Below are 22,190 nucleotides of genomic sequence, written 5' to 3'. Positions count from 1 at the left end.
CCAGAAAGCCGACAGAATGTCGGCGCTCCCAAGGGCTTATAACAAACCTTCAAATGGCTCCACTTCAACCCATTCCCCGGCTTCAACACCCGTGCTTTCCAGCGGCAGTACAATAAAACAATTGGCGCGGCTCATGGAAGTCAGAATACCGGAACCCTGTCCCCCGGTACTGTAGACTTTGGCTTCGCCATCTTCCATGCGCAAAATACCGCGTTGAAAATCCAGACGTCCAGGATGTTTTTTGAATTTTTCCGCAGCCTTGACCTTAAGCCGGGGGACAAACACTTCGGTTTGTCCCATCGCCCATTTCAGCGCAGGTTGCACAAACAGATAGAAGGTTGCCATGGCTGAAACCGGATTACCCGGCAAGCCAAAAAACAAGGCCTGCTGCACCTTACCAAAGGCCAGTGGTTTGCCCGGTTTAATCGCCACTTTCCAGAAATCCACCTGCCCCATCTCTTCCAGGGTGTCTTTGACAAAATCCGCCTCACCCACCGATACGCCGCCACTGGTAATCAACACATCGGCAATGCTGGAGGCTTCCTGAAATGCCTGGCGAATCAGATCGCGTTGATCGCGAATCACGCCCATGTCGATCATTTCCACATCCAGGCGTTTTAACATACCGTACAAGGTGTAGCGGTTGCTGTCGTAAATCTGACCATCATCCAGATGCTCACCAATAGAACACAATTCATCACCGGTAGAGAAAAAAGCTACGCGCAGCTTGCGCCGCACGGATATTTGCGTGGCTCCTACAGAAGCCAGTAAACCTAAATCAGCGGGTAACAAGCGCCGTCCTGCTGGCAATACCACTGCATCCTTTGCAATATCTTCCCCGGCTTTGCGCAGGTGCTGTCCAGGTTTATGCTGATGCCCAATTTGTATAAATTGTTCATCGGTTTCCACATCTTCCTGCATGATCACGGTATCTGCGCCCTGTGGAATTTTACCACCGGTCATGATGCGCACTGTTTGGCCTGCCTGCATGGTGCCAGACCAGGGTTTACCTGCCCAGGAGGTAGCAATCATTTCCAGCCGAATTGTGCCATTGGCAGGAATATCGCTACCTTGTATGGCATAACCATCCATAGCTGAATTATCATAAGCGGGGACATTCAGGTTGGAATGTACATCAGCCGCCAGCACACGGTGCAGGGCATCACGCACCGGCAGTTGCTCAACACCGCTTACGGGCTGAATACTATCGTGAATACGCTGACGTGCTTGTTCCAGTAACAACATTTTTTTATGGCTGCCACCACAGCAATCATTGCTCATTTATCCAGCCTCCTGCAAGCGGGTTTGTAATTGTGCATGTAATGCGCGCAACGCCTGTCCGCGATGACTGCGTTGATTTTTTTGTTCACTGCTGAGCTGTGCGGCAGAGCAGTCCAAATCCGGCACATAAAAAACCGGATCATAACCAAAACCATTATCACCTTGCGGCGTGCTGAGAATCTGTCCTTCCCAGGCTCCCTGACAAATTAAGGGCGTTGGATCCTTGGCATGACGCATATACACTAACAAGCATTGAAAACGTGCGCTACGCTCTGCTGATGGCGTATCTTTCAGCTTATTCAGTAATAAGTCATAATTATCTGCGTCACTTGCGCCCTGACCTGCAAAACGGGCAGAATAAATACCGGGTGCACCGTCTAAGGCATCGACTTCAATACCGGAATCATCTGCCAGCGCAGGCAGCCCCGTATGCTCACAGGCATGGCGCGCTTTGAGTATGGCATTTTCAACAAAACTTAAGCCGGTTTCTTCAGCTTCTGGAAAGTCCCACTTTCCCTGCGGGATAATTTCCATGTTGAGATCAGCCAGTAATTCATTAAATTCCTGAACTTTCCCGGCATTGTTACTGGCCAGTACAATTTGACTCATGGTTTTTCCTTGGTTAGCGTCATATCAAGTGGACAGTATATAATGTATTCTTAACGCAATGAAGTGAAGCTTAATCGACGCAGGAAATATAAATACAAACAGGTTTGTGCAGTTAATTATTGAAATAATGCTTGGATAATAGGGGATACTGTTATTTCTTATATTTGGCAAAGGTGTTTTTGTTGCTATGAAGGGGTATGATGTACTGCTTTTTATTAATACAGAATGTTCAAAATTTCCGAAATGCTCATGAATATTGAAAAAATTCATTATCGTATTGAAGCCCAATCCTTAAACGCGCATTTATTTCATATTACCTGTACCGTTTTAAGACCTGCCGCAACAGGACAAAAATTCTCCTTACCTGCCTGGTTGCCCGGCAGTTATATGATTCGCAACTTTGCCCAGCATGTGATTGAGTTCAGCGCAGAATCAGAAGGTTGCCCGGTTGCGGTCAGCCGTACCGATAAAAACACCTGGTTTTGCGCCCCTTGTGAGGGTGTATTAAAGGTTTATTACACGGTTTATGCGCATGAACTATGTGTGCGCGGAGCCTGGCTGGATAAGCAACGGGCTTTTTTTAACGCCAGTTGCGTTTTTATGCAGGTCGCAGGGCAGGCAGATGAAGCCTGTGCAGTGACGCTGGTTGCACCAGATGATCCTGAATGTGGGAACTGGCGGGTTGCAACCAGTTTGTCACGCCACAGCCAAACCAATAACAGCGCGCCATTGTATGGCTTTGGTGATTATCGGGCGGATAACTACGCGGAGCTGATTGATCATCCGGTAGAAATGAGTGCTTTTACCCTGGTCAGTTTTGAAGTTGCCGGGGTGCCACATGATCTGGTTATCAGTGGTCGCCAGCGGGCCAATTTACAACGTTTGCAACGGGATATACAAACCGTTTGCGAAGGCCATGTGGCTTTATTTGGTGAACTGCCGGAAATGGAGCGTTATGTATTTCTGGTATTGGCGGTTGATGATGCTTATGGCGGCCTGGAGCATCGTAACAGTTGCGCGCTGATTTGCAAACATGGCGACTTAATGCCGGATGATCACGCTGCCCCGGATAAAGATTATCAACGCTTTCTGGGTTTATGCAGTCATGAATATTTTCATTTATGGCATGTGAAACGTATCAAACCCACGGCATTTATCCAGCCTGATTTATCTAAAGAGGTTTATACCCGCCAGCTTTGGGTGTTTGAGGGTATTACCGCATATTATGATGATCTCAACTTGTTGCGCACCGGTTTAATTTCACTTAAAGATTATCTTGGCTTGCTGGCACAGACCATTACCCGACATTATCAAATGCCGGGGCGTACTCATCAATCTCTGGCAGATTCCAGCTTTGAAGCCTGGACCAAATTATATTTAAAATCCGAAAACACACCCAATGCGACGATTTCTTATTATCTGAAAGGTGCCTTACTGGCATTTGCACTGGATATGCGTTTACGCCGGGATACGCAGGGAAAAGTCAGTCTTGATACGCTTATGCAGGCAAGCTGGAAAAGCTATGGCAAAACCGGGGAAGGTGTTCCTGAAGAGGGTTTTGAAAAGTTGGCAGCAACGCTGAGCGGCATAAAACTGGAAGATTTTTTTCAAACCTATTTATATGGAAAAAAAGAATTACCACTTGCTGACTTATTTGCTGATTTAGCTATTCAATGTCAGTTCCGTCCCGCACATTCACTGAACGATAAGGGTGGATTATTAACAGAGGACACTGTATCTAAACAAGCATCGCCTTATGCCAGCCTGGGGATACGTCTCAAACCGAATAAAAAACAAGTTGTAATTGCCACTGTATTCACCGGTGAGGCTGCACAGCAAGCAGGATTGGCAGCAGGTGATCACATTATTGCGCTGGATGCGTGGAAAGTAAATGCGCTCAATCTGGATAAACGCCTGAAATCTTATCAGCCTGGTGATGTGTTATCGGTACATTTTTTTCGCCGTAATGAGTTGCTGCATGTACAGCTTACTTTACAGGCCCCGTCTGCGGATATTTGTCTGTTAACACTAGAAACAGCAGCAACTGCGGCCTGTTTATCGCGTTTGAATACATGGCGGGAAAAGTTAATTACTGCATAAGTTATTTAATTCCCGTTCCTAAACAAAAAAACTTTCTGGAAATTTTTCGGTAATCATCATGATCAACTGTTGCTGGGAAAATACCCGATAAGTCCGGTAAAGCACGGGATCTTCAGGTCTGATGTTGAAATAGCCAGCCAGCTTCCCCGCAGGTTCACGGGCAGAAACAATGCTTTCTTTGAAAGTTTCCAGCTTATGCGCCACCCACAATTTACCAATAGGAATATTGGACTCAAGTAACTGCCGGCGAAATTGTTCTCCCAGACGCGCGGGTACAATAATTGATTCTGCATAAAGCCAATTATGACGCGCTTGTCCCTGTAGCAGTATTTTTCTTTCAACGATTTCCGTAGCAGCCTCAATCTCCAGTGCTGATATAGGCGCACGAGTTGTGAGCGCCTTTTCAGATAATTTAATCACCCGAATATGATCTAATAAATAAGCTTCAAGAATATCGGTTAAGGTACCATCTGTCGTGAGTATTACCCGCTGAAAAGCACTTAATTCCGTCAGATTAAGTTGATTCTGTGCCATGAAATCAGAAGTCTCCAATAAGTGCCTGTAACAATAAACCAGGAATTTTACCTGTTTGTAACAAATATTGCTGATTTTCTGGGATAATAACTCGGATAAGCTTCTATTTGATAACCAAAGGGAAACCCACCATGTTCCAACGTTTATCTTTATTCTCATCAATACTTTTGTTATGCGCTTATACATCATCTGCGCTGGCGCAGGATGTTATTCGCTTTGCACCCTTGCCGATGGAAAATACCAAAGTGGTCATCAAGCAGTTCAAGCCCATGCTGGACTATCTGGAAAAAGAATTAAATGTTAAAATTCAGATTGTTTATCAGGAAAATTACACTAAAATTCTGGAAAAATTTCAGAGCAGTGAAATTGATATGGCATTTCTTGGCCCCTTGCCTTATGTCATCCTGACTCAGGAGTACCAAAAAGCCAAACCACTGGTGCGTTTTTTAAATGCAAAAGGTAAAGATACTTATAGCTGTTCGCTGGTACGTTTGGAAGATAGTAACAGCGCTGAGATTAGCGGCAAACGTATCGCGCTGACCCAGCCTTATTCAACTTGCGGTTACCTGTCCGTTTCCCATTTATTAAAACAGCAGGGTGCGGATATTGAAAAAAATCGCTATCGTTATACGGGGAGTCATTCTGAGGTTGCGCTGGGCATTACCCGTGGTGAATTTGACTTAGGCGGCTTAAAAACCTCTATTGGCAATAAATTTGCTCACTTGGGTCTGGAAGAAATCACTAAAAGTGATCCCTTACCGGGTTTTGTACTGACAGGTAATACCGCCACATTATCAGAAGCCCTATTAAAAGGTATTACACAGGCAATGCTGAAACTGAAACCGCTGGAAAATCCGGTACATTTACAACTTACCCAGGTATGGGGGAAGAATGTCCGTTTTGGTGCAGTGCCTGCTAAAGATGAAGACTTTGCCTCAGTTCGGCAGAAACTAACGGGTATTACCTTGCCCATGCAAGGCAACGATTAACTACCGTCTGGTTATCAAATTATGCGCTGGTTGTTAATATTTTTATTACTGGAAAGCCTGGCTGTTGGTTTTTTATACAAGGTCACACACACCAATCAGCAGCAGTATCTGCAACAGCATGTCACCATGCTGCAAACCGCTTATACCACAGTTGTCAACAGTTTCCGCCTGACCACTGAGACCCTGTATAACGAAACCATCAATCAACCCGATGTGATTGCCTTGTTTCGCCTGGGTGCAAAAAGCAAAGATGCTAAACGCAAACGCTTTCGGGGACGCTTATATCGGCGTTTATATCCCACTTACAAACGTCTGCGCGCGCGTAATCTCAAGCAACTCCATTTCCATCTGGCTAATGGCGACAGTTATCTGCGTTTTCATCGCCCTGAATTGTTTGGTGATAATTTGTTTGATGTGCGCCCCTCCTTGCGCATTGTTAATCAGGAGCACCGTCCGGTGTTTGGCTTTGAAGGCGGTCGAATTTATTCCGGCTTTCGTTATGTATTTCCGGTATTTGATGATAATACGCACTTAGGTAGCGTCGAAACCAGTTTATCTTTTCTGGCAATTGAAGATGAACTTTCGAAAGTGGTGCCGGAATCTAAATTTTCACTATTGCTGCAAAAAGATTCAGTCTTATCACTGGCATTTAAATCTGAGCAAAGTATTTATGCCCCCAGCCGATTACATCCTGATTATTATTATGAAGATTTAGGTATTAGTGATTTAGGCAGGCCAACACCGTTAGACCTGCTGGTACAGACGCTTAATGAACAATTAGCCAAACGCCCGGAAGTTGCTGAGCAGATGCAGATGCAAAAAGCATTTGGCGCTGATGTGAAATACCAGGGTAAAGAGTATGCCGCCACCTTAATTCCAATTAAAAATATCAGTGGTCAGCAAGCGGCCTATTTGATTTCTTATGGGCCTGCACCATTACTGAAAACCTTTATACAGGAACTGCATTTACAACTGCTTGCAGTAACGATGATCTTGGGTCTGATGGTCTGGTTTATGTGGCGTAATGAAAAATCCCGCCACGCCTTAAGAGAAAGCCAGATTATGTTTTCCGGTATTTTTAATAATGCCCCTATCGGTATCAGTCTGCTTGATTATCAGGGTTATTATATCCAGGCCAACCCCTTGTTTTTAGAGCTATTTGGTTATTCATGGGAAGAAATGAAGCCTAAGCGCTGTCTGGATATTAATCACCCTGATTATATAGAAATTTCTAAAGAGGCCTTGGAAAGTATTCGCAGTGGTCAGAATAAACAATGGAATATGGACAAGCGCTTTATTCGCAAAGATGGCAGCGTATTCTGGGGTAATCACTGGTTATCGTCCTTGTTAGATGATGAAGGCAACTGTATTGGTTTAATCTGTATTGTTTCTGATCTCACTGAACGTAAAGCCGCAGAACGCACCTTGCGCAAATTATCGCGAGTGGTTGAGCAAAGCCATAATACGATTACAATTACAAATCTGGATGGCTATATCGAATTTGTTAATCCTGCATTTACACGCACCAGCGGTTATAGCGCAGAAGAAGCCATTGGCGCAAATTCTGGATTACTTAAGTCTGGTCTACAGCCAACTGAATTTTATGCCAATCTCTGGGAAACACTCAAACGGGGTGAAATCTGGAATGGTGAATTTCTTAACAAGCGTAAAGACGGCAGCTTGTATTGGGAGTCTGCCACAATCTCAACACTCATTAATGAGGAAGGCAAACCCAGTCAATATCTGGAAGTTAAAGAAGATATTACAGAACGTAAAGAAGCGGAAATGGAGTTGCAGGAAAAAAACTTTGAATTACTGCGTTTGAATCAGGAAAAAAATGAATTTTTGGGTATTGCCGCGCATGATTTAAAAAACCCTTTGTCAGCAATTAAAGGTCTGGCTGAAGAAATTCAGGAAGACTATAAAGATATGGATGCTGATGAAGTTATTCAGGATGCCGGAAAAATTCGTATGGCTGCTCAACGTATGTTCATGCTGATTACGAATTTACTGGATGTCAATATCATTGAATCCGGCAAGCTTAATATTGAACCTGCGCTGTATCATATACAAGAATTAGTTGAAGCAGTGGTAGACGACTATCAGCAGCGGGCTGCACAAAAAAATATTCAATTACGCTATGATAATCAAGTGGGTGATTGCCTGGTTAAGTTAGATGGTGAGATTTTTCAGCAGGTTATGGATAATCTGGTTTCCAATGCCATTAAATATTCTCCACAAGACACTGTAACAACACTGCGTTTAAGCCGCAAGAATGGTTTTGTATGCTGTGAGATTCAAGACCAGGGACCCGGTTTTAGCGCAGAAGATCTCAACAAAATGTTTGGTAAATTTGTACGCCTTAGTGCCAAACCTACGGGTAATGAACATTCGACGGGACTTGGTTTATTTATTGTTAAAAAAATGGTGGAAGCCATGCATGGCAAGGTACGTTGTGAAAGTGTTGCCGGGCAGGGTGCCAACTTTATTGTAGAATTTCCAGCGTAAGCAACTATCATGGAGATAATTAAATACATGTTTAGTTTAGTACTATTGCCTACATGGGGAGGCATTTTATTATTATTGTTTGCAGTTGTACAATCAGCGCAGGCAGTTTGCAGTAGCGCCTTGAAAGATGAAAGCAGCGCCAATAAGCTGGTAAATTTATCTTTACAGGATTTATTTGATATCAAGATCGATATTGCCTCCAAAATACCTGAGAGCGTCTTGGAAGCCCCTTCCAGCGTGACCGTTTTTACCCACCGGGAACTCTTGAATATCGGCGTACATTCTGTTGAAGAACTGCTGAATTTTGTGCCGGGTTTTATCGCTTCCCGGGAAATCATTTTTGGTCAGGGGTATATGGTGGCAGCGCGAGGACGCACCACGCCACAGGCCTCTTACAATGTACTGTTCATGATCGATGGTCAACGCCTGAATAATGAAAAAAGCGGCGGTGCATTAAGTTTTCTGCATTTTTTACCCCTCTCTAATATCAAGCAAATTGAAATTATTCGTGGCCCAGGTTCAGCCCTATATGGTACCAGTGCTTTTTCCGGGGTAGTCAATATTATTACCAACGACAACGATCAGCGCCTGTTTGTTGGCGCTGGTAATGAGGGTGGACGGGAAATTCACAGCAGTCTTAGCCAGCGTTGGCAAGATGGTCATATTTCTGTATTTGCCCGCTATTTTGAAAGCAGCGGTCAAAGCTATGCAAATGCTTTAACTGCTGCGCCGGAAACAATTAAAGATCCCTATCAAGGCGGAGACTTTAACCTGAAACTCTGTCATCAGCAGTTGCAACTGGGGTTGCGGCATATGCGCAGAGATACTCGTGGTTTCTATAGTTCCAATCATGCAGGCGAAGATAACCGCAACATCAGTGAACAAACGGCATTTTATGCACAATATGCCTTGTGGAAGGCTAAACAAGGGAAATTAACTGCACGTTTCAGCTATAGCCGTATGGCCTTGCTTGCGCATCAAGTTATTGCCGATGCAGCAACGATGGCAACACTGAATACTACAGCCCCGTCACCAGTTTCTTATCTCAACAGCATTGAGCTTAAAGAAGCCGAATGGTCTATACAGTTAGACGGGCATTACCAGTATCAACAACATACTTTATTTGCGGGTCTGGAATGGCGCAAGCCTTCAGCTTTAAGCGATGCGCACTGGAGTAATTACAACGATGCTGAAGCCTTGGCTGCACTACGCGGCAATAACAGACAAGCAGTTACTTATTATGAAGCTCAGGATAACCTTACACCCTTAACAAGAACTAAACCAAATCGTCAGATTTTGGGGCTTTATCTACAAGATAAATACCGCATTAATACACGATTGAATACAACTTTAGGGGTGCGTTATGATTATTATTCTGATTTTGGCGGCACCTTAAATCCACGTTTGGCATTGATTTATCAAGCCAGGCCGAAGCATTATCTCAAACTGATGTATGGTGAGGCCTTTCGCGCGCCTTCCATACGCCAGATCGCGGCATTTAACGCAGGCAACCCAAAACTGGAAGCAGAACAAGTCAGAACCACTGAGCTGGCCTGGTTGTTTGATAATAAAAACCTGCAAACCTCAGTGAATTACTTTTACAGCCGTTATTCTCAGTTAATTGATACGCGTTTGATTAATAATTTAGGTGATCGGCGTTTTATCAATCTTCAGGATACATTGATTAACACGGGTCTGGAATTCAGCATGGCAGCGCAGTGGAATAATGGTTGGTCATTACGGGCAACTTACACCTATTTGACAAAAATGGAACAAAATCCGACACGCTTTCCCCGCCAGACATTTTCTGCGATTGCCAATTATCACTGGCGAGACTGGAACTTTAATCTCAGTGCTTATTATCGTGCCACAGTAGAACAACGTACCTTGACAGAAATCATTGAATTGTCAGATTACTGGTTGGCGCACGCAAAAATACGTTACCAGTTTGATAAAAATGTAACCCTGGTTGCGCAGACGGAAAATCTGTTTAATAAGCAGTATTTAAGTTCCACCAAGTTACCTACCTTATCCGGTGTGCCTAATCGTGGGCGTACTTACTTATTTGGACTGGAATTTAACTTTTAACCTATTTTTCATGATTCAATTTAACCAAGTCAGTAAACGCTACCCCGGTGGTTATGAAGCGCTGAATCAGGTCAGTTTTCAGATCAAACGCGGAGAAATGGCCTTTTTAACCGGGCATTCTGGTGCCGGAAAAACCACCTTATTGCGTCTTATCGCCTTGATTGAACGTGCCAGTCAGGGTCAGATTGTGGTCAATGGACAACATCTGGGGCGTTTACCCAATTCCGGCATCCCCTATGTGCGGCGCGGTATCGGGGTTATTTTCCAGGAACACCGCTTATTATTTGATCGCACTATTTTTGATAATGTGGCCCTGCCACTGGTCATCGCCGGATACCGCCATCAGGACATCCGTCGCCGGGTACGCGCTGCCCTGGACAAGGTTGGCTTATTGGAAAAAGAGCGCAGTTACCCGATCACCTTATCCGGTGGACAACAACAGCGGGTTGGCATTGCCCGTGCAGTGGTTAATAAACCGCCGCTATTATTGGCAGATGAGCCAACAGGCAATCTCGATCCTGATTTATCCAGAGAAATTATGCAGTTGTTTTTAGATTTTAACCAGGTTGGCGTCACTGTACTGATAGCCTCACATGCACTGGGTTTAATTAAAAGCCTGCAACGCCGGGTCTTGGTGCTGGAATCAGGCAAGCTCATTGCAGACCAGTGATAATGCGGATGGTGAAACGATTGCACTTGATATAGCAATACCAAACTCAGGTTAAATGACCATGTATTTTAAGTATAAAGCTATGAACGAAGTCGGGCGCATGGTTTCCGGTGAATTGGAAGCGGATAACCCTGAAGACCTGGAAGCCCGTCTGGAGCGCATGGAGCTGGATATGATCAGCTTCAGTGAGCGTCGCAGGCGTAAAGGCAGCGGCAAACGTATCAACCGTAAAGAGCTCATCACTTTTTGCATTTATATGGAACAATTGCTGAATGCCGGGGTGCCTTTATTACAGGGCTTAAAAGACTTACGTAATTCCCTGCCGGAAAGTGGTTTTCGAGATATTATTGCATCACTGATCGAAGATGTTGAAGCAGGAAAGCAATTATCCTGGTCAATGAAGCGTTTCCCTGCTGTTTTTAATACCGTATTTATCAGTCTGGTACACGTTGGTGAGGAAAGTGGTGAATTAAGCCGGGTATTTCAACACCTGACAGAATCACTAAAATGGCAGGACGAGATTGTTGAGCAAACCAAAAAGCTGCTGATGTATCCTTCTTTTGCAGCCGCAACCATTATCGGCATGGTCATGTTTATGATGTTGTTTTTAGTGCCGCAAACCAAAGAATTTATGCTCAATATGGTGGGAGAACTGCCATTGGAAACTCAGATTTTAGTCTCATTGTCTGACTTTTTTGTTGAGTGGTGGTTATTAATACTACTCTTCCCTTTTGTATTATTGGTTTCAATCTGGCTGATAGGGCATTTCAGTCTGCGTGGACGTTTTTTAATTGATCGACAAAAGTTAAGAGTCTGGGTTATCGGCCCTATTTTACAAAAAATTATTCTTGCACGTTTTGCCAGCTTTTTTGCTTTAATGTACAGCTCAGGTATCACGGTCATTGAAAGTCTGATTATTTTACAGAAAACAGCCGGTAATTTAGCTATTGAAACCGCACTGGAAGAAGTGCGCCAACAAATTGTTGATGGCTCCAGTATCAGTGACAGTTTTACCCAGAGTAAATTATTTCCCCCTTTGGTTTTACGCATGATACAAATGGGGGAAGCCACTGGAAAACTGGATGAAGCCTTATTAAATGTCAGCTATTTTTATGATCGGGAAATTCGAGAATCCATTGGCAAGCTACAAGCCATGATTGAACCGATGATGATTTTAACCCTGGGTCTGATTATGGGTTTATTGATCATGGCGGTATTAGGGCCAATTTATGATGTGGCAATTGGCAACGCCAATAGCATGTAAGGAATGGGCATGAAAACGGGCATCGTGTTTTATCTGACTGATCATCAAATGATGGTTTATCAGGTAACAAAAACCGAACTCATTGAGCTACAGCGTTTTTCCGCAACGGAAGAAGGCCCGGATCGACTAAAAAAATGGCTGCTGGGCAGCCCCATCCAGCCATTGTTGACACCTGTATCCTTATTGGTTGATGTCAGTCAGGAAGAATATGACCTGGGCAGTGTTCCCAAAGTACGTAGTCATCACCAGAAAACCTTGCTGCAAAACCGTTTGCGTCGGAAATACCCTAATCTTCCTTATACTTTTGCCAAAATTCAGAAACAGGCAAAAAAAACAGGACGTTTAAAACATAGCTCTGATGAACAAATACTACTCACTGCTTTGCAAAAGCCGGAGCAAGTCAGCCCTTGGGTAAAATGTCTCTTAAAACGGCAAATTGCCATACAAGGTATTTATTCCGCACCACTGCTTGGTGAGCTTTTGCTCAAATCCATAAAATCCTGCCATTATTGCCTGGTTATTGGGCATATTGAACAGCCTTTCAGTACCAGCGGCGATGCGCTGCGCCAGAGTTTTTTTCAAAATGGCGAACTGGTCAGCAGTCGCTTAACCGCGCTCAATATCCCACCGGATGCAGACAGTATCCATGAGCAGTATGCCTCTCATATTGCCAGCCAGGTGCAATTAACATTAAACTTTCTACGCGGTAAGAGCCTATTACCGGTAGAACAAACACTTAATGTGGTGTTGTTTTCCGATCAAAAGCATTTGCAGGCCATGCAAAGTTATCTGAATCAACATACGCAAACAAAAATCCATTATCAACTCTGGGATATTCAGAGTTTTATGAGGGCGCAAGGCTTAAAAAAGCTATTGCCTTACCATCATTTAAGTCTACTCAATGCCTGTCAAATCATCTGGCAACCACAAGTCAGCCATTATGGGCAAGCCGGTGATAGTTTTTTCTTTCGCCACCTGCGTATGCGCCGTGGTTTACAACTGGCTGGTATCGGGATTTTTCTCGTTGCTATTGTCATCACTGCATTCTCGATTTACAACACCTGGTCACTCAAACAGCAAAGTCTTATCACCGAACAAAAAACAGTGGCGTTAACCCAGGATTTTCAAATCATGCGTGATCGTCAAAAAGTATTTTTAGATACGCATTATGATCCGCGTCACATCAAAAATGCAGTAGAAGTGGCAGAAGCACTGAGAAAGCGAAACTCTACACCAGTATCCAGCCTGCAATGGCTAGGCATGCAATTAAAAGATTTCCCAACACTAAAACTTATCAATATTCAATGGAAGGTTGAAGATATTTTAAATCCATTAATGAAAAAAGGCTCTAATATCAGTAACTTTGAAAAAAAATTACTTGCCAATCGAATGAAAAAAGGCTTGATTAAAGTCAAACAAAAACAAACCCTGCAATTAAATGGTGAGATTTTTCCTTTTAATGGCGACAGAGGACTTGCTCATAGGCAAGTGCTGAGCTTTATCACCCGTTTGCGTGAGAATAGTGATGTACAAGTAATTGAGCACAATATGCCACTGAATATCAGAGATCCAGACAAAACCTTACGGGAAAGTTTTGGCAAAAACAATATTGCAAATTATGGGAAAGCAGTATTTGAACTGGAGTTGATTATTTCTTTAGAATAGCAGTTTTCAGCGCCAAGGCGGCTAAAAACTGCTATCGAACTCAACTTATTTACATCTCATCCGGCGCGGAAACCCCCAGAATAGCCAAACCATTGCGTAACACCTGCTGTACCGCTTCAATTAAACTCAAGCGCGCATTACGCACGTCCTCATCCTCAACAATAAACTGGTGGGCGTTATAAAAGGTATGAAACTCATTGGCCAGTTCACGCAGATAATAAGCGATCTGATGCGGCTCATAAGCTTTTGCCGCTGTTTCCACGACATTGCCATATTTTGACAAGCGTGTCAGCAAGGCCTGCTCATATTCATTATTCAGGCTCTCCAGGGCAGCGGGATCATGCAGCCAGACTAAATTACGCGCCTGCAATTGACGAAAAACACTGGAAACCCGCGCGTGTGCGTACTGAATATAATACACAGGGTTATCATTGCTGCGAGATTTTGCCAATTCCAGATCAAAATCCATGTGTTGCTCGCTCTTACGCAATACATAAAAGAAACGTGCCGCGTCCTTACCGACTTCTTTACGCAACTCCCGCAAAGTAACAAACTCACCACTACGGGTAGACATTTGCAGCTTTTCCTTGCCCCGCCACAAGCTGGCAAACTGTACCAATAACACCGTAAGCTTGTCAGCTTCCGCGCCCAGCGCCGTCATTGCAGCGCGTACACGCGGCACATAACCATGATGATCCGCGCCCCAGATATTAATCAGCTTATCAAAACCGCGCTCTAACTTATTCAGATGATAGGCCACATCCGAAGCAAAATAGGTCGTGCGCCCATCATCACGCACCAGCACCCGATCTTTTTCATCCCCAAATTCTGTAGAACGAAACCAAAGTGCGCCATTTTGCTCATAAGTAAAACCTTTCTCTTTTAAGGTGTTTACTGATTTTTCAACAATGCCGGATTCGGTTAAGCTGCGTTCTGAAAACCATTGGTCAAAATTCACACCAAATGCCTGGGTATCGCGTTTAATATCCGCCAGCACCGTATTTAAGGCTAGATCAAACACCGCACGGTAGCCCTTATCGCCTAAAAGTTGCTGGGCGTTTTTAATCAAGCCGTCAATATGCAACTCTTTATCGCCACCATCAGGCGCATCGGCTGGTACATCAGCAAATACCGCAGTCGCCGCATGATGATAAAGCCCTGCATTTTCACGATGCAAGGTTGCTGCAATATCCTGCACATAATCACCCTGATAGCCATTGCTTGGAAAAGCAAAGCTTTCTCCGCAAAAATCCAGGTAACGCAACCACACGCTGGTAGCGAGAATATCCATCTGCCGTCCGGCATCATTGACATAATACTCACAAGAAACCTGAAATCCCGCGCTGCGCAGCAAACTGGCTAAAGCCGCACCATACGCCGCGCCACGACCATGCCCGACATGCAAAGGCCCGGTGGGGTTAGCAGAAATAAATTCCACCTGCACCGATTGCCCCTGTCCGATTTGACTGCGGCCAAAGTCTGCTTTTTGTTCTAAAATCTGGTTAATCACCGCAAAACGGCTGGCTTTATGCACAAAAATATTAATAAAACCAGGGCCTGCAATTTCTACCTTATCAACGTGTTCAGAAGCAGGCAATGCGGCAATAATTTTTTCCGCCAAAACTCTGGGATTTTGTTTCGCCGGTTTTGCCAGTTGCATGGCTAAATTACAGGCAAAATCACCAAACCGTGCATCGCGGGTATGATTAATCTGAGGTAAAACGTCCGTGTCTGCGCTGAACAAACCGTCTTTTTTGAGTTGTTCCAGCGCCTGCTCAAACAAATGGGTCAGATGTGCTTTCAAGCTTTAATTCCTTTTAAGGATAATAGTCATCATTTAAAATTTCAGTCTGCGTATAAGGGCAGGTTTCTGGAAAATGTGTACGGGGCAGTTGCGTTTCCTTGGTAGCCAGTTCCACTGCTTCCGGGTAAGCTTCTGCTAGGGCCTCAGTAACAAAAGAACTCAAACCGGGTTTTTTACGCAGTAAAATTGCAATCGAAGTGCGTTGGTTGATAATCGTTCTTCGCCAACTACGCCCATCAAATTCTTTCCAGCGTTCAGAGAGCTGCTGATACTGAAATTGCCACTTTAGTAAATGCGCCAGCAAAACCCTTAAACGACTGGAAAGCTCCCGGTGATCACTTTTCCCCATGTCTTCCAGTTCCTCCAGCAAATGCGGAACATCTAGTTCAGAAAAACGCCCTGCTTTTAATAAAGCCGCATTCTTCATGGCCCATTCCGTATAATTGAGATCGTATAAATGGCTGAGATCAGTCATGGGTATTTCCTCTTAGGTAACTCGCAAGAAATAACCCCCCGTAGCGCGCAGGATTTTTATCCGTTTTCAAGGCATGAAAACCGGCGCATAGTGAGCTATGTAACGGTTTTTATAACGCAGAAAACGGGTGAAAAGACCAGCGAAATGAGGGGTGTTATTCGCTGCGAGTTACCTTACTATCTATCCAGGTAAATTTTCCACCTGTACCACCGCATTCCCCAAATAAGTCCAGGGCGTTAAATCCAGCAAACGCTGTTTTTCCGCTTCCGGGATTTCCAAAGTGCTAAGAAATGCCTGTAATTTTTCCCGATCAATACCTTGCCCACGGGTTAAAGCTTTTAATTTTTCATAAGGCTCAGGCACGCCATAACGGCGCATCACAGTTTGAATCGGCTCTGCCAACACTTCCCAGCTATTATGTAAATCCGCTTCAATGCGTGGCTGGTTCACTTCCAGTTTACTGATACCGCGCAAAGCCGACTGATAGGCAATCAGCGAATGCGCCACGCCCACGCCTAACACACGCAACACCGTAGAATCACTGAGATCACGCTGCCAGCGGGAAATCGGCAATTTCGCCGCCAGATGATCAAACAAAGCATTGGCAACGCCCAAGTTACCTTCTGCATTTTCAAAATCAATGGGATTAACCTTATGCGGCATGGTAGAAGACCCCACCTCACCAGCAATGGTCTTCTGTTTGAAATAACCCAAAGAAATATAGGCCCAAACATCACGGCTGAAATCAACTAAAATCGTATTAAAACGCGCCACGCCATCAAACAACTCGGCAATATAATCATGTGGCTCAATCTGTGTGGTATAAGGGTTCCAGCTCAAACCCAGATTTTCCACAAACTGGTTGGCAAGCTGCGGCCAATCCACATCCGGGTAAGCCGAAAAATGCGCGTTATAATTGCCCACCGCACCATTCATTTTACCCAATAAAGGCACTGCTTCCACTTGCTTGCGCTGACGTTGCAAACGCGCCACCACATTTGCCATTTCCTTGCCCAGCGTCGTTGGGGAAGCGGGCTGACCGTGGGTGCGTGACAACATGGGAATATCAGCATAACGCGCCGCCAGTTCAGCAATCGCCGCAATCACCTTATCCATCTGTGGTAACACGCTGCTTTCCCGCGCTTCGCGCAGCATCAACGCATAAGCCAGATTATTAATATCTTCCGAGGTGCAGGCAAAATGAAAAAATTCATTAATACTCTCAAGCTCGCTTTGCCCCTGAATGGCTTCTTTCAGAAAATATTCTACGGCTTTGACATCATGATTAGTGGTGCGCTCAATTTCTTTAACCCGCTGCGCTTGAGTCTCGCTGAAATTATTATTTAATTGTTCCAGAAAATCATGTGCTTCCTGGCTTAATGCGGGTACTTCAGAAATTTCAGAATGTGCCGCCAATGCCTGCAACCAACGAACTTCCACCAATACCCGGTAGCGAATCAGACCATACTCACTGAAAATGGATCGCAGCTCAGCCGTTTTAGCGGCATAACGTCCATCAATAGGAGAAATTGCAGTTAAAGATGAAAGCTCCATTTGAATTTTTATTCCTTATGGTTATAATAGCGGTTTCTATTCGGGCCTGTAGCTCAGTTGGTTAGAGCAGGGGACTCATAATCCCTTGGTCGTAGGTTCAAGTCCTACCGGGCCCACCATTTTTAATCAAAGACTTACGTGTTAATTGCTACCAAAATTATAATAATAATGTAGCACGTTTGTAGCAAGTCCCAGTTTATCCTGTGCTGCGTTGGCGGTGATTTTACAGGAAAACAGCTTTTAATTTTTAAAAAATTTTCCCTCTCCTTAATACCATTTCTTTGATTTTCCGTATAACGTGCCATATGGCCGGTATACAGTTAACGCAAACGAGTTCTAGCTCTGATTGCGCTGTAAATGCGGTTTTTTGGGGTATTCTACGGAAACTGTTACTTGTTAGCTCTCAAATTCGAAATGCCCTACTATCAATTAAGGATTTAAATGGATAAGAAATATTTGAAATTGTTCTTGGACCCAATAAAAAAATGTAAAACATATAAACCCAAATTGGGTACAAATGATAAAAATGGCGTTGATTTAAGCGGATTTAAAACCCTGTATGGTGAAGATCCATTTTATGCTTGGATAGGCTTGGATTCGGATCTAATGTATGCGGCTCACAAGGCCGCAGGAGGAATGACATCCGTTTATCGTCAAGTTGGGGTAGGATGCGAACGCTTGTTTAGGCAAATTATCATTGATACAGCTAGATATGAAAACCCATCCTTGGCTGAATGGTCTTATATGACTAAAACGAGTGCTGGTAAAGATAAAAAATTGTCGCTTGATGGCCGCCTCGAATTTTCTGAGATAAAAAATATTGATTTAAAATCTAGGCTGAATGACTGGGTTAATAGCTACTGTAACGGTTTGGATGTACAAAAACCAAGCAATGGCGTTGTATTTGAGGTTCGACAGGGATATAAAAGTAAAGATAGTAAACGTCAAAATGGTGATATTGATAATGCATCAGTAGCGTGGGCAAAAGGCTACTTGCCGGTATTTTCTATATTCTCGTCACAAATCGACGGGGATATTGTAACGCGCTATAGAAATAGCAGGTGTGGAATTCTAGTAGGAATACCAAGTGATAATTCTGAAGCTTCGTTGTTTGCTTTTTGCCAGCAAGTATTAGGCTATGATTTAGCTGATTTCTTCAAAAGAAACTCAGGCACAATTAAAGCTGAGGTTACATCTATTTTAGAAGCGCTATTAAACCCACAATAATGACAAAATTAGCAGGTCAACGTTCAGATTATACTTTCAAATACAATGCAAAACTTGGGCGTCATGGATGGCTTAGATTGACGCCAGCCTATTCAGTGAAATTAGTCCAAGAAATTGTTGCCGAAACGCCTAAAGATGCATTTATTTTAGATCCATTTTCAGGCACAGCTACGACCGGGCTATGTGCTGCGGAAATGGGAATGAATGCACACTTATGTGACATAAATCCGTTCTTAATATGGTTTGGCAATACTAAATTGTTTGATTTTTCTGGAAATAAACTAAATAATTTGGAAGAAATATTTAATCAAATTTTAAAAAAATTTCCAACTAAAATAGAAAAAGATAACTGGACTCCAAATCTTCATAATATAGAAAGATGGTGGTGTGGTCATACTCTGCCTATTGTTGCTGCACTTCGAACACAGATTGTAGAAGAGGTGGGTGAGCCTAGTGAAAATCCATATTCAAATTTAATTTGGATTAGTTTTTGTAGGCTTATAATTGAAACTTCATCTGCTGCATTCAATCATGTTTCAATGTCATTTAAAGGTGGAGTTACCAAATTTGAGGTTCATCAAGTACAAGAAATCTTTAATAGTATATTTGAAAATATTTTGGCTAGTGCTAGAAAAACTATAAGAGGAAAAGCGAAGGTTAATAAAATTGATTCCCGCAATGTAGAACAGATTAATAATATTCGCTATGCACATGTAATAACCTCACCACCATATCCAAATAGAATGAGTTATATTAGGGAATTACGGCCATATATGTACTGGACGAAGTTTCTAGATAAGGCGAGTGAAGCAGGTGAGCTGGATTGGAAAGCAATTGGAGGAACATGGGGCATTGCAACAAGCCGTCTAAAAGATTGGTCACCAACCGATATTGATCTTCCTGAAATTCTTTTGCAATCGTGTGAAAAAATATTGCATTCTGGCGATAAAAATTCAGAATTAATGGCTAGATATGTCCATAAATATTTCTATGATATGTATCTTCATTTTTCCTCCTTGCCTCTGCTTTTAGAGAATGGAGCAAGATTGGATTATATAGTGGGAAATTCTACCTTTTATGGTATTCATGTTGCGTCAGAGAAAATATACGAGAAATCTCTAGAGATGTTGGGATATACAAATATTACATCCACAATTGTGAGAAAAAGAAATAGTAAAAAAGAACTGTATGAGTATTGTGTATCTGCATCTTGGAAAAGGCAAAGAAATTTGAAGACACCCACTTATAATAAACCGTAATAAACCGGGACGCTTCCCTTTTTAGCCCCAGCGCGGTAGGGTGGCACAAATTTGAAGACACCCACTTAAATTTGCTATTTTTACTTGTTTTATCGGCAGTGGCATTTGTATACAACTTCATAGCATGTATAGCTGGTAAATTGATAACACCAAAATGAAAAAACTCTCAACCAACCTGTGAAAAATGTAGCAAATTTATAGCAGATTTGGACTTAATTTCTCCTCTCTCACTGCCCTGATTTAACCAATATCTTGTAAAATACTCCAATGGAGTATATCCTTAAAACATGATTACCGTTGCCGAAACTGAGCCATTTCAGAAGAAAATTAACAAGTTACTTTCCAGGGAGGAAAAGGACGACTTGATTGCTTATTTATCAGAGCATCCAAGCACTGGCGACCTGATCCAAGGCACGGGAGGTATCAGAAAACTAAGATGGGCAAGGGCAGATAAAGGCAAAAGTGGCGGTGTCCGCGTTATCTATTATTTTCATAGTGACATGATGCCGCTTTATCTTCTAGCCGTTTTCGGTAAAAACGAAAAGGCGAATATCTCTGCTGAAGAAAAGCATATTTTATCGAAAGCAGTGAAAGAATTAGTGATTTATTGGAGGCATAAAAATGGGCAAAGCATTCACTGAAATATCAGCGGGCCTCACGGATGCCATTGAACACGCAAAAGGCAAGGCAACAAAGGTTGTTGAACATAAGCCAGAAGCGATAGATGTTAAGGCCATTCGAGAAAATACCGGCATGACACAGCAAAAATTTTGCGCTGCTTTTGGTATCTCTTTGGGTACGTTGCGCCACTGGGAGCAAGGCTTACGCGCACCAAGAGGCCCAGCGCGGGTATTGCTCAAGGTGGTTAAGCACAATCCACAGGCGATTATTGAGGCAATGCAGGAATAAAAATGTAGCAAATTTGTAGCAGATTTGGTAGAAAAAATGGGGAAAATAAAAATTTGAAAAAATTTGAAGATGAAAAAATTTGAAGACACCCACTTAAATTTGAAAAAAATACCATTCCTGTTATCCTGTCCTAAAGCCTGAATCCACAGAGGGATAAAACCATGCCTGCACCCCGCAAAGAACAAGTCAGCAAATATAGTAATGGACACTATCACTTAACAAGTCGTGCTGTACGCCGTGCCTTTTTGTGTGGCTTTGATTCACAAAGCGGCTGCAATTATGAGCATAGACGGCAATGGATACTGGACAGGCTGGAAGTGCTTGCCAAGCAGTTTTCAGTTGAGATTTGTGCTTATGCCATTATGAGTAACCATTATCATCTGGTGCTGCATGTGGATTATGAACAGAGTTTGACCTGGGATGCTGAGGAGGTGGTAAAGCGTTGGTGTACCTTGTTTCCACCGCAGGCTTTGAAAGACTCTGATGATAAGCAAATTGATGTTGAAGTGGTTGATGCTTATTTTGCACGTCTGGCAGCCGATGAAGAAAAAGTAACTTTATGGCGTGAGCGTCTGGCAGATTTAAGCTGGTTTATGCGTTGCTTGAATGAACCCATTGCACGGCAGGCGAATAAGGAAGATCAGTGTAGCGGACGGTTTTGGGAAGGGCGTTTCAAATCCCAGGCTTTGCTGGATGATGCCGCTTTAATTAGCTGCATGGCGTATGTCGACCTCAATCCAGTACGGGCTGCTATTGCCCAAACCCCTGAAGATTCTGAATTTACTTCCTTTGCAGCAAGAGTGGAGACGCAAAAAAACTCAGCCTCAAAACCAGAACCCCAATGGCTGCTACCTTTTGCCGAGGTCAAAAAAACTGGAAAACCACAAGCCACACAGAATGCGCATGTTTGCCTGCCCATCAGCCAGGAAGAATACTTTGAACTGGTGGATTGGACAGGGCGTTGTATTCGTGAGGGTAAACGTGGTGCTATTCCCGCGCATATTCAGCCTATTTTGCAACGTCTGGAAATCAAGCAAGACAACTGGATAGATGGCATACAGCATTATGGCAATCATTTTTATAAGGTTGTTGGTATCATGCGGCATTTGCTGGAAGAAACTGAAAGGCAGGGGCGCAAATGGTTTAAGGGGCAAAGCGCGGTGCGGTTGTTATATCAATAACGTATATTTCCATTTTGGATTAAACAATATTTATGGCGTAAAAGTACCTGCCAGAGGTAAGTTGTGGCTGATT

At 43.4% G+C, this 22,190-nt stretch carries 18 protein-coding genes and 1 tRNA gene; 13 read left to right on the top strand and 6 right to left on the bottom strand.

Features of this window, described 5'->3' with window-relative positions; translation table 11 throughout:
- Positions 1–36: 36 nt before the first annotated feature.
- Entirely contained in the window at positions 37–1,281 is a 1,245-nt protein-coding gene (gene moeA / locus QUF61_RS04430) for a molybdopterin molybdotransferase MoeA (protein ID WP_103920571.1), read from the bottom strand.
- Positions 1,282–1,890 (bottom strand): RdgB/HAM1 family non-canonical purine NTP pyrophosphatase, encoded by a 609-nt coding sequence (gene rdgB, locus QUF61_RS04425; protein WP_289680690.1) that lies wholly within the window; start codon positions 1,888–1,890, stop codon positions 1,282–1,284.
- A 249-nt stretch (positions 1,891–2,139) separates the two neighbouring features.
- On the opposite strand from rdgB, the gene QUF61_RS04420 reads away from it, so the two are divergent.
- Positions 2,140–3,990, top strand: coding sequence for a M61 family metallopeptidase (locus QUF61_RS04420; protein ID WP_289680687.1), 1,851 nt, complete (start codon positions 2,140–2,142; stop codon positions 3,988–3,990).
- Positions 3,991–4,008: 18 nt separating this feature from the next.
- Here QUF61_RS04420 and QUF61_RS04415 read toward each other — a convergent pair whose 3' ends face one another.
- On the bottom strand, positions 4,009–4,524 hold the full coding sequence (locus QUF61_RS04415) for a chorismate--pyruvate lyase family protein (RefSeq protein WP_177428485.1): 516 nt from the start codon (positions 4,522–4,524) through the stop codon (positions 4,009–4,011).
- A gap of 131 nt (positions 4,525–4,655) precedes the next feature.
- Here QUF61_RS04415 and QUF61_RS04410 point away from each other — a divergent pair, with 131 nt between their 5' ends.
- The 6 genes from QUF61_RS04410 (at position 4,656) to QUF61_RS04385 (ending at position 13,708) form a co-directional block, all read left to right on the top strand.
- Positions 4,656–5,513, top strand: a complete 858-nt coding sequence (locus tag QUF61_RS04410) for a PhnD/SsuA/transferrin family substrate-binding protein (RefSeq protein ID WP_103920573.1) — start codon at positions 4,656–4,658, stop codon at positions 5,511–5,513.
- A 21-nt stretch (positions 5,514–5,534) separates the two neighbouring features.
- Entirely contained in the window at positions 5,535–8,021 is a 2,487-nt protein-coding gene (locus tag QUF61_RS04405; RefSeq protein ID WP_289680684.1) for a PAS domain S-box protein, read from the top strand.
- Positions 8,022–8,048: 27 nt separating this feature from the next.
- The gene (locus QUF61_RS04400; protein ID WP_289680682.1) at positions 8,049–10,109 is read left to right on the top strand and encodes a TonB-dependent receptor plug domain-containing protein; all 2,061 of its coding nucleotides are present in this window, start codon (positions 8,049–8,051) and stop codon (positions 10,107–10,109) included.
- 10 nt (positions 10,110–10,119) lie between these two features.
- Positions 10,120–10,779, top strand: coding sequence for a cell division ATP-binding protein FtsE (gene ftsE, locus QUF61_RS04395; RefSeq protein WP_103920576.1), 660 nt, complete (start codon positions 10,120–10,122; stop codon positions 10,777–10,779).
- 61 nt (positions 10,780–10,840) lie between these two features.
- The gene (locus QUF61_RS04390) at positions 10,841–12,043 is read left to right on the top strand and encodes a type II secretion system F family protein (protein WP_286019396.1); all 1,203 of its coding nucleotides are present in this window, start codon (positions 10,841–10,843) and stop codon (positions 12,041–12,043) included.
- 9 nt (positions 12,044–12,052) lie between these two features.
- The gene (locus tag QUF61_RS04385; protein ID WP_289680679.1) at positions 12,053–13,708 is read left to right on the top strand and encodes a hypothetical protein; all 1,656 of its coding nucleotides are present in this window, start codon (positions 12,053–12,055) and stop codon (positions 13,706–13,708) included.
- Positions 13,709–13,757: 49 nt separating this feature from the next.
- Here QUF61_RS04385 and argS read toward each other — a convergent pair whose 3' ends face one another.
- The 3 genes from argS to purB all read right to left on the bottom strand — a co-directional run bounded on the left by argS (position 13,758) and on the right by purB (position 17,541).
- Positions 13,758–15,512, bottom strand: coding sequence for an arginine--tRNA ligase (gene argS / locus QUF61_RS04380; protein ID WP_289680677.1), 1,755 nt, complete (start codon positions 15,510–15,512; stop codon positions 13,758–13,760).
- A 13-nt stretch (positions 15,513–15,525) separates the two neighbouring features.
- Positions 15,526–15,987 carry a DUF29 domain-containing protein gene (locus QUF61_RS04375; protein ID WP_289680676.1) on the bottom strand — a complete coding sequence of 154 codons (462 nt, stop codon included), beginning with the start codon at positions 15,985–15,987 and terminating at the stop codon, positions 15,526–15,528.
- A gap of 180 nt (positions 15,988–16,167) precedes the next feature.
- Complete coding sequence (purB, locus tag QUF61_RS04370; protein ID WP_103920090.1) at positions 16,168–17,541, bottom strand: adenylosuccinate lyase; 1,374 nt, start codon at positions 17,539–17,541, stop codon at positions 16,168–16,170.
- Positions 17,542–17,583: 42 nt separating this feature from the next.
- Between purB and QUF61_RS04365 the strand changes: the two genes are divergently transcribed.
- From QUF61_RS04365 to QUF61_RS04340, 6 genes are all read left to right on the top strand, one after another.
- Positions 17,584–17,660: transfer RNA gene (locus QUF61_RS04365), tRNA-Ile, on the top strand.
- A 322-nt stretch (positions 17,661–17,982) separates the two neighbouring features.
- Entirely contained in the window at positions 17,983–18,768 is a 786-nt protein-coding gene (locus QUF61_RS04360) for a hypothetical protein (protein ID WP_289680674.1), read from the top strand.
- Positions 18,768–20,027 (top strand): class I SAM-dependent methyltransferase, encoded by a 1,260-nt coding sequence (locus QUF61_RS04355; protein WP_289680672.1) that lies wholly within the window; start codon positions 18,768–18,770, stop codon positions 20,025–20,027. Before QUF61_RS04360 ends, QUF61_RS04355 begins: the two co-directional genes overlap by 1 nt.
- 287 nt (positions 20,028–20,314) lie before the next feature.
- Positions 20,315–20,668: a type II toxin-antitoxin system RelE/ParE family toxin gene (locus QUF61_RS04350; RefSeq protein ID WP_289680670.1), complete on the top strand. Its 354-nt coding sequence runs from the start codon at positions 20,315–20,317 to the stop codon at positions 20,666–20,668.
- Positions 20,649–20,936: a helix-turn-helix domain-containing protein gene (locus QUF61_RS04345; protein ID WP_103919132.1), complete on the top strand. Its 288-nt coding sequence runs from the start codon at positions 20,649–20,651 to the stop codon at positions 20,934–20,936. The genes QUF61_RS04350 and QUF61_RS04345 overlap by 20 nt, the downstream gene beginning before the upstream one ends.
- Before the next feature lie 161 nt (positions 20,937–21,097).
- Positions 21,098–22,117, top strand: a complete 1,020-nt coding sequence (locus QUF61_RS04340) for a hypothetical protein (protein WP_289680668.1) — start codon at positions 21,098–21,100, stop codon at positions 22,115–22,117.
- The last annotated feature ends 73 nt before the right edge of the window (positions 22,118–22,190 follow it).

Source organism: Candidatus Venteria ishoeyi (genome assembly GCF_030378065.1).
In the GTDB taxonomy this organism is placed as follows: Bacteria; Pseudomonadota; Gammaproteobacteria; order Beggiatoales; family Beggiatoaceae; genus Venteria; species Venteria ishoeyi.
The sequence above is the reverse complement of the archived record's forward strand: the minus strand, read 5'-3'. Positions and strand labels throughout refer to the sequence as shown.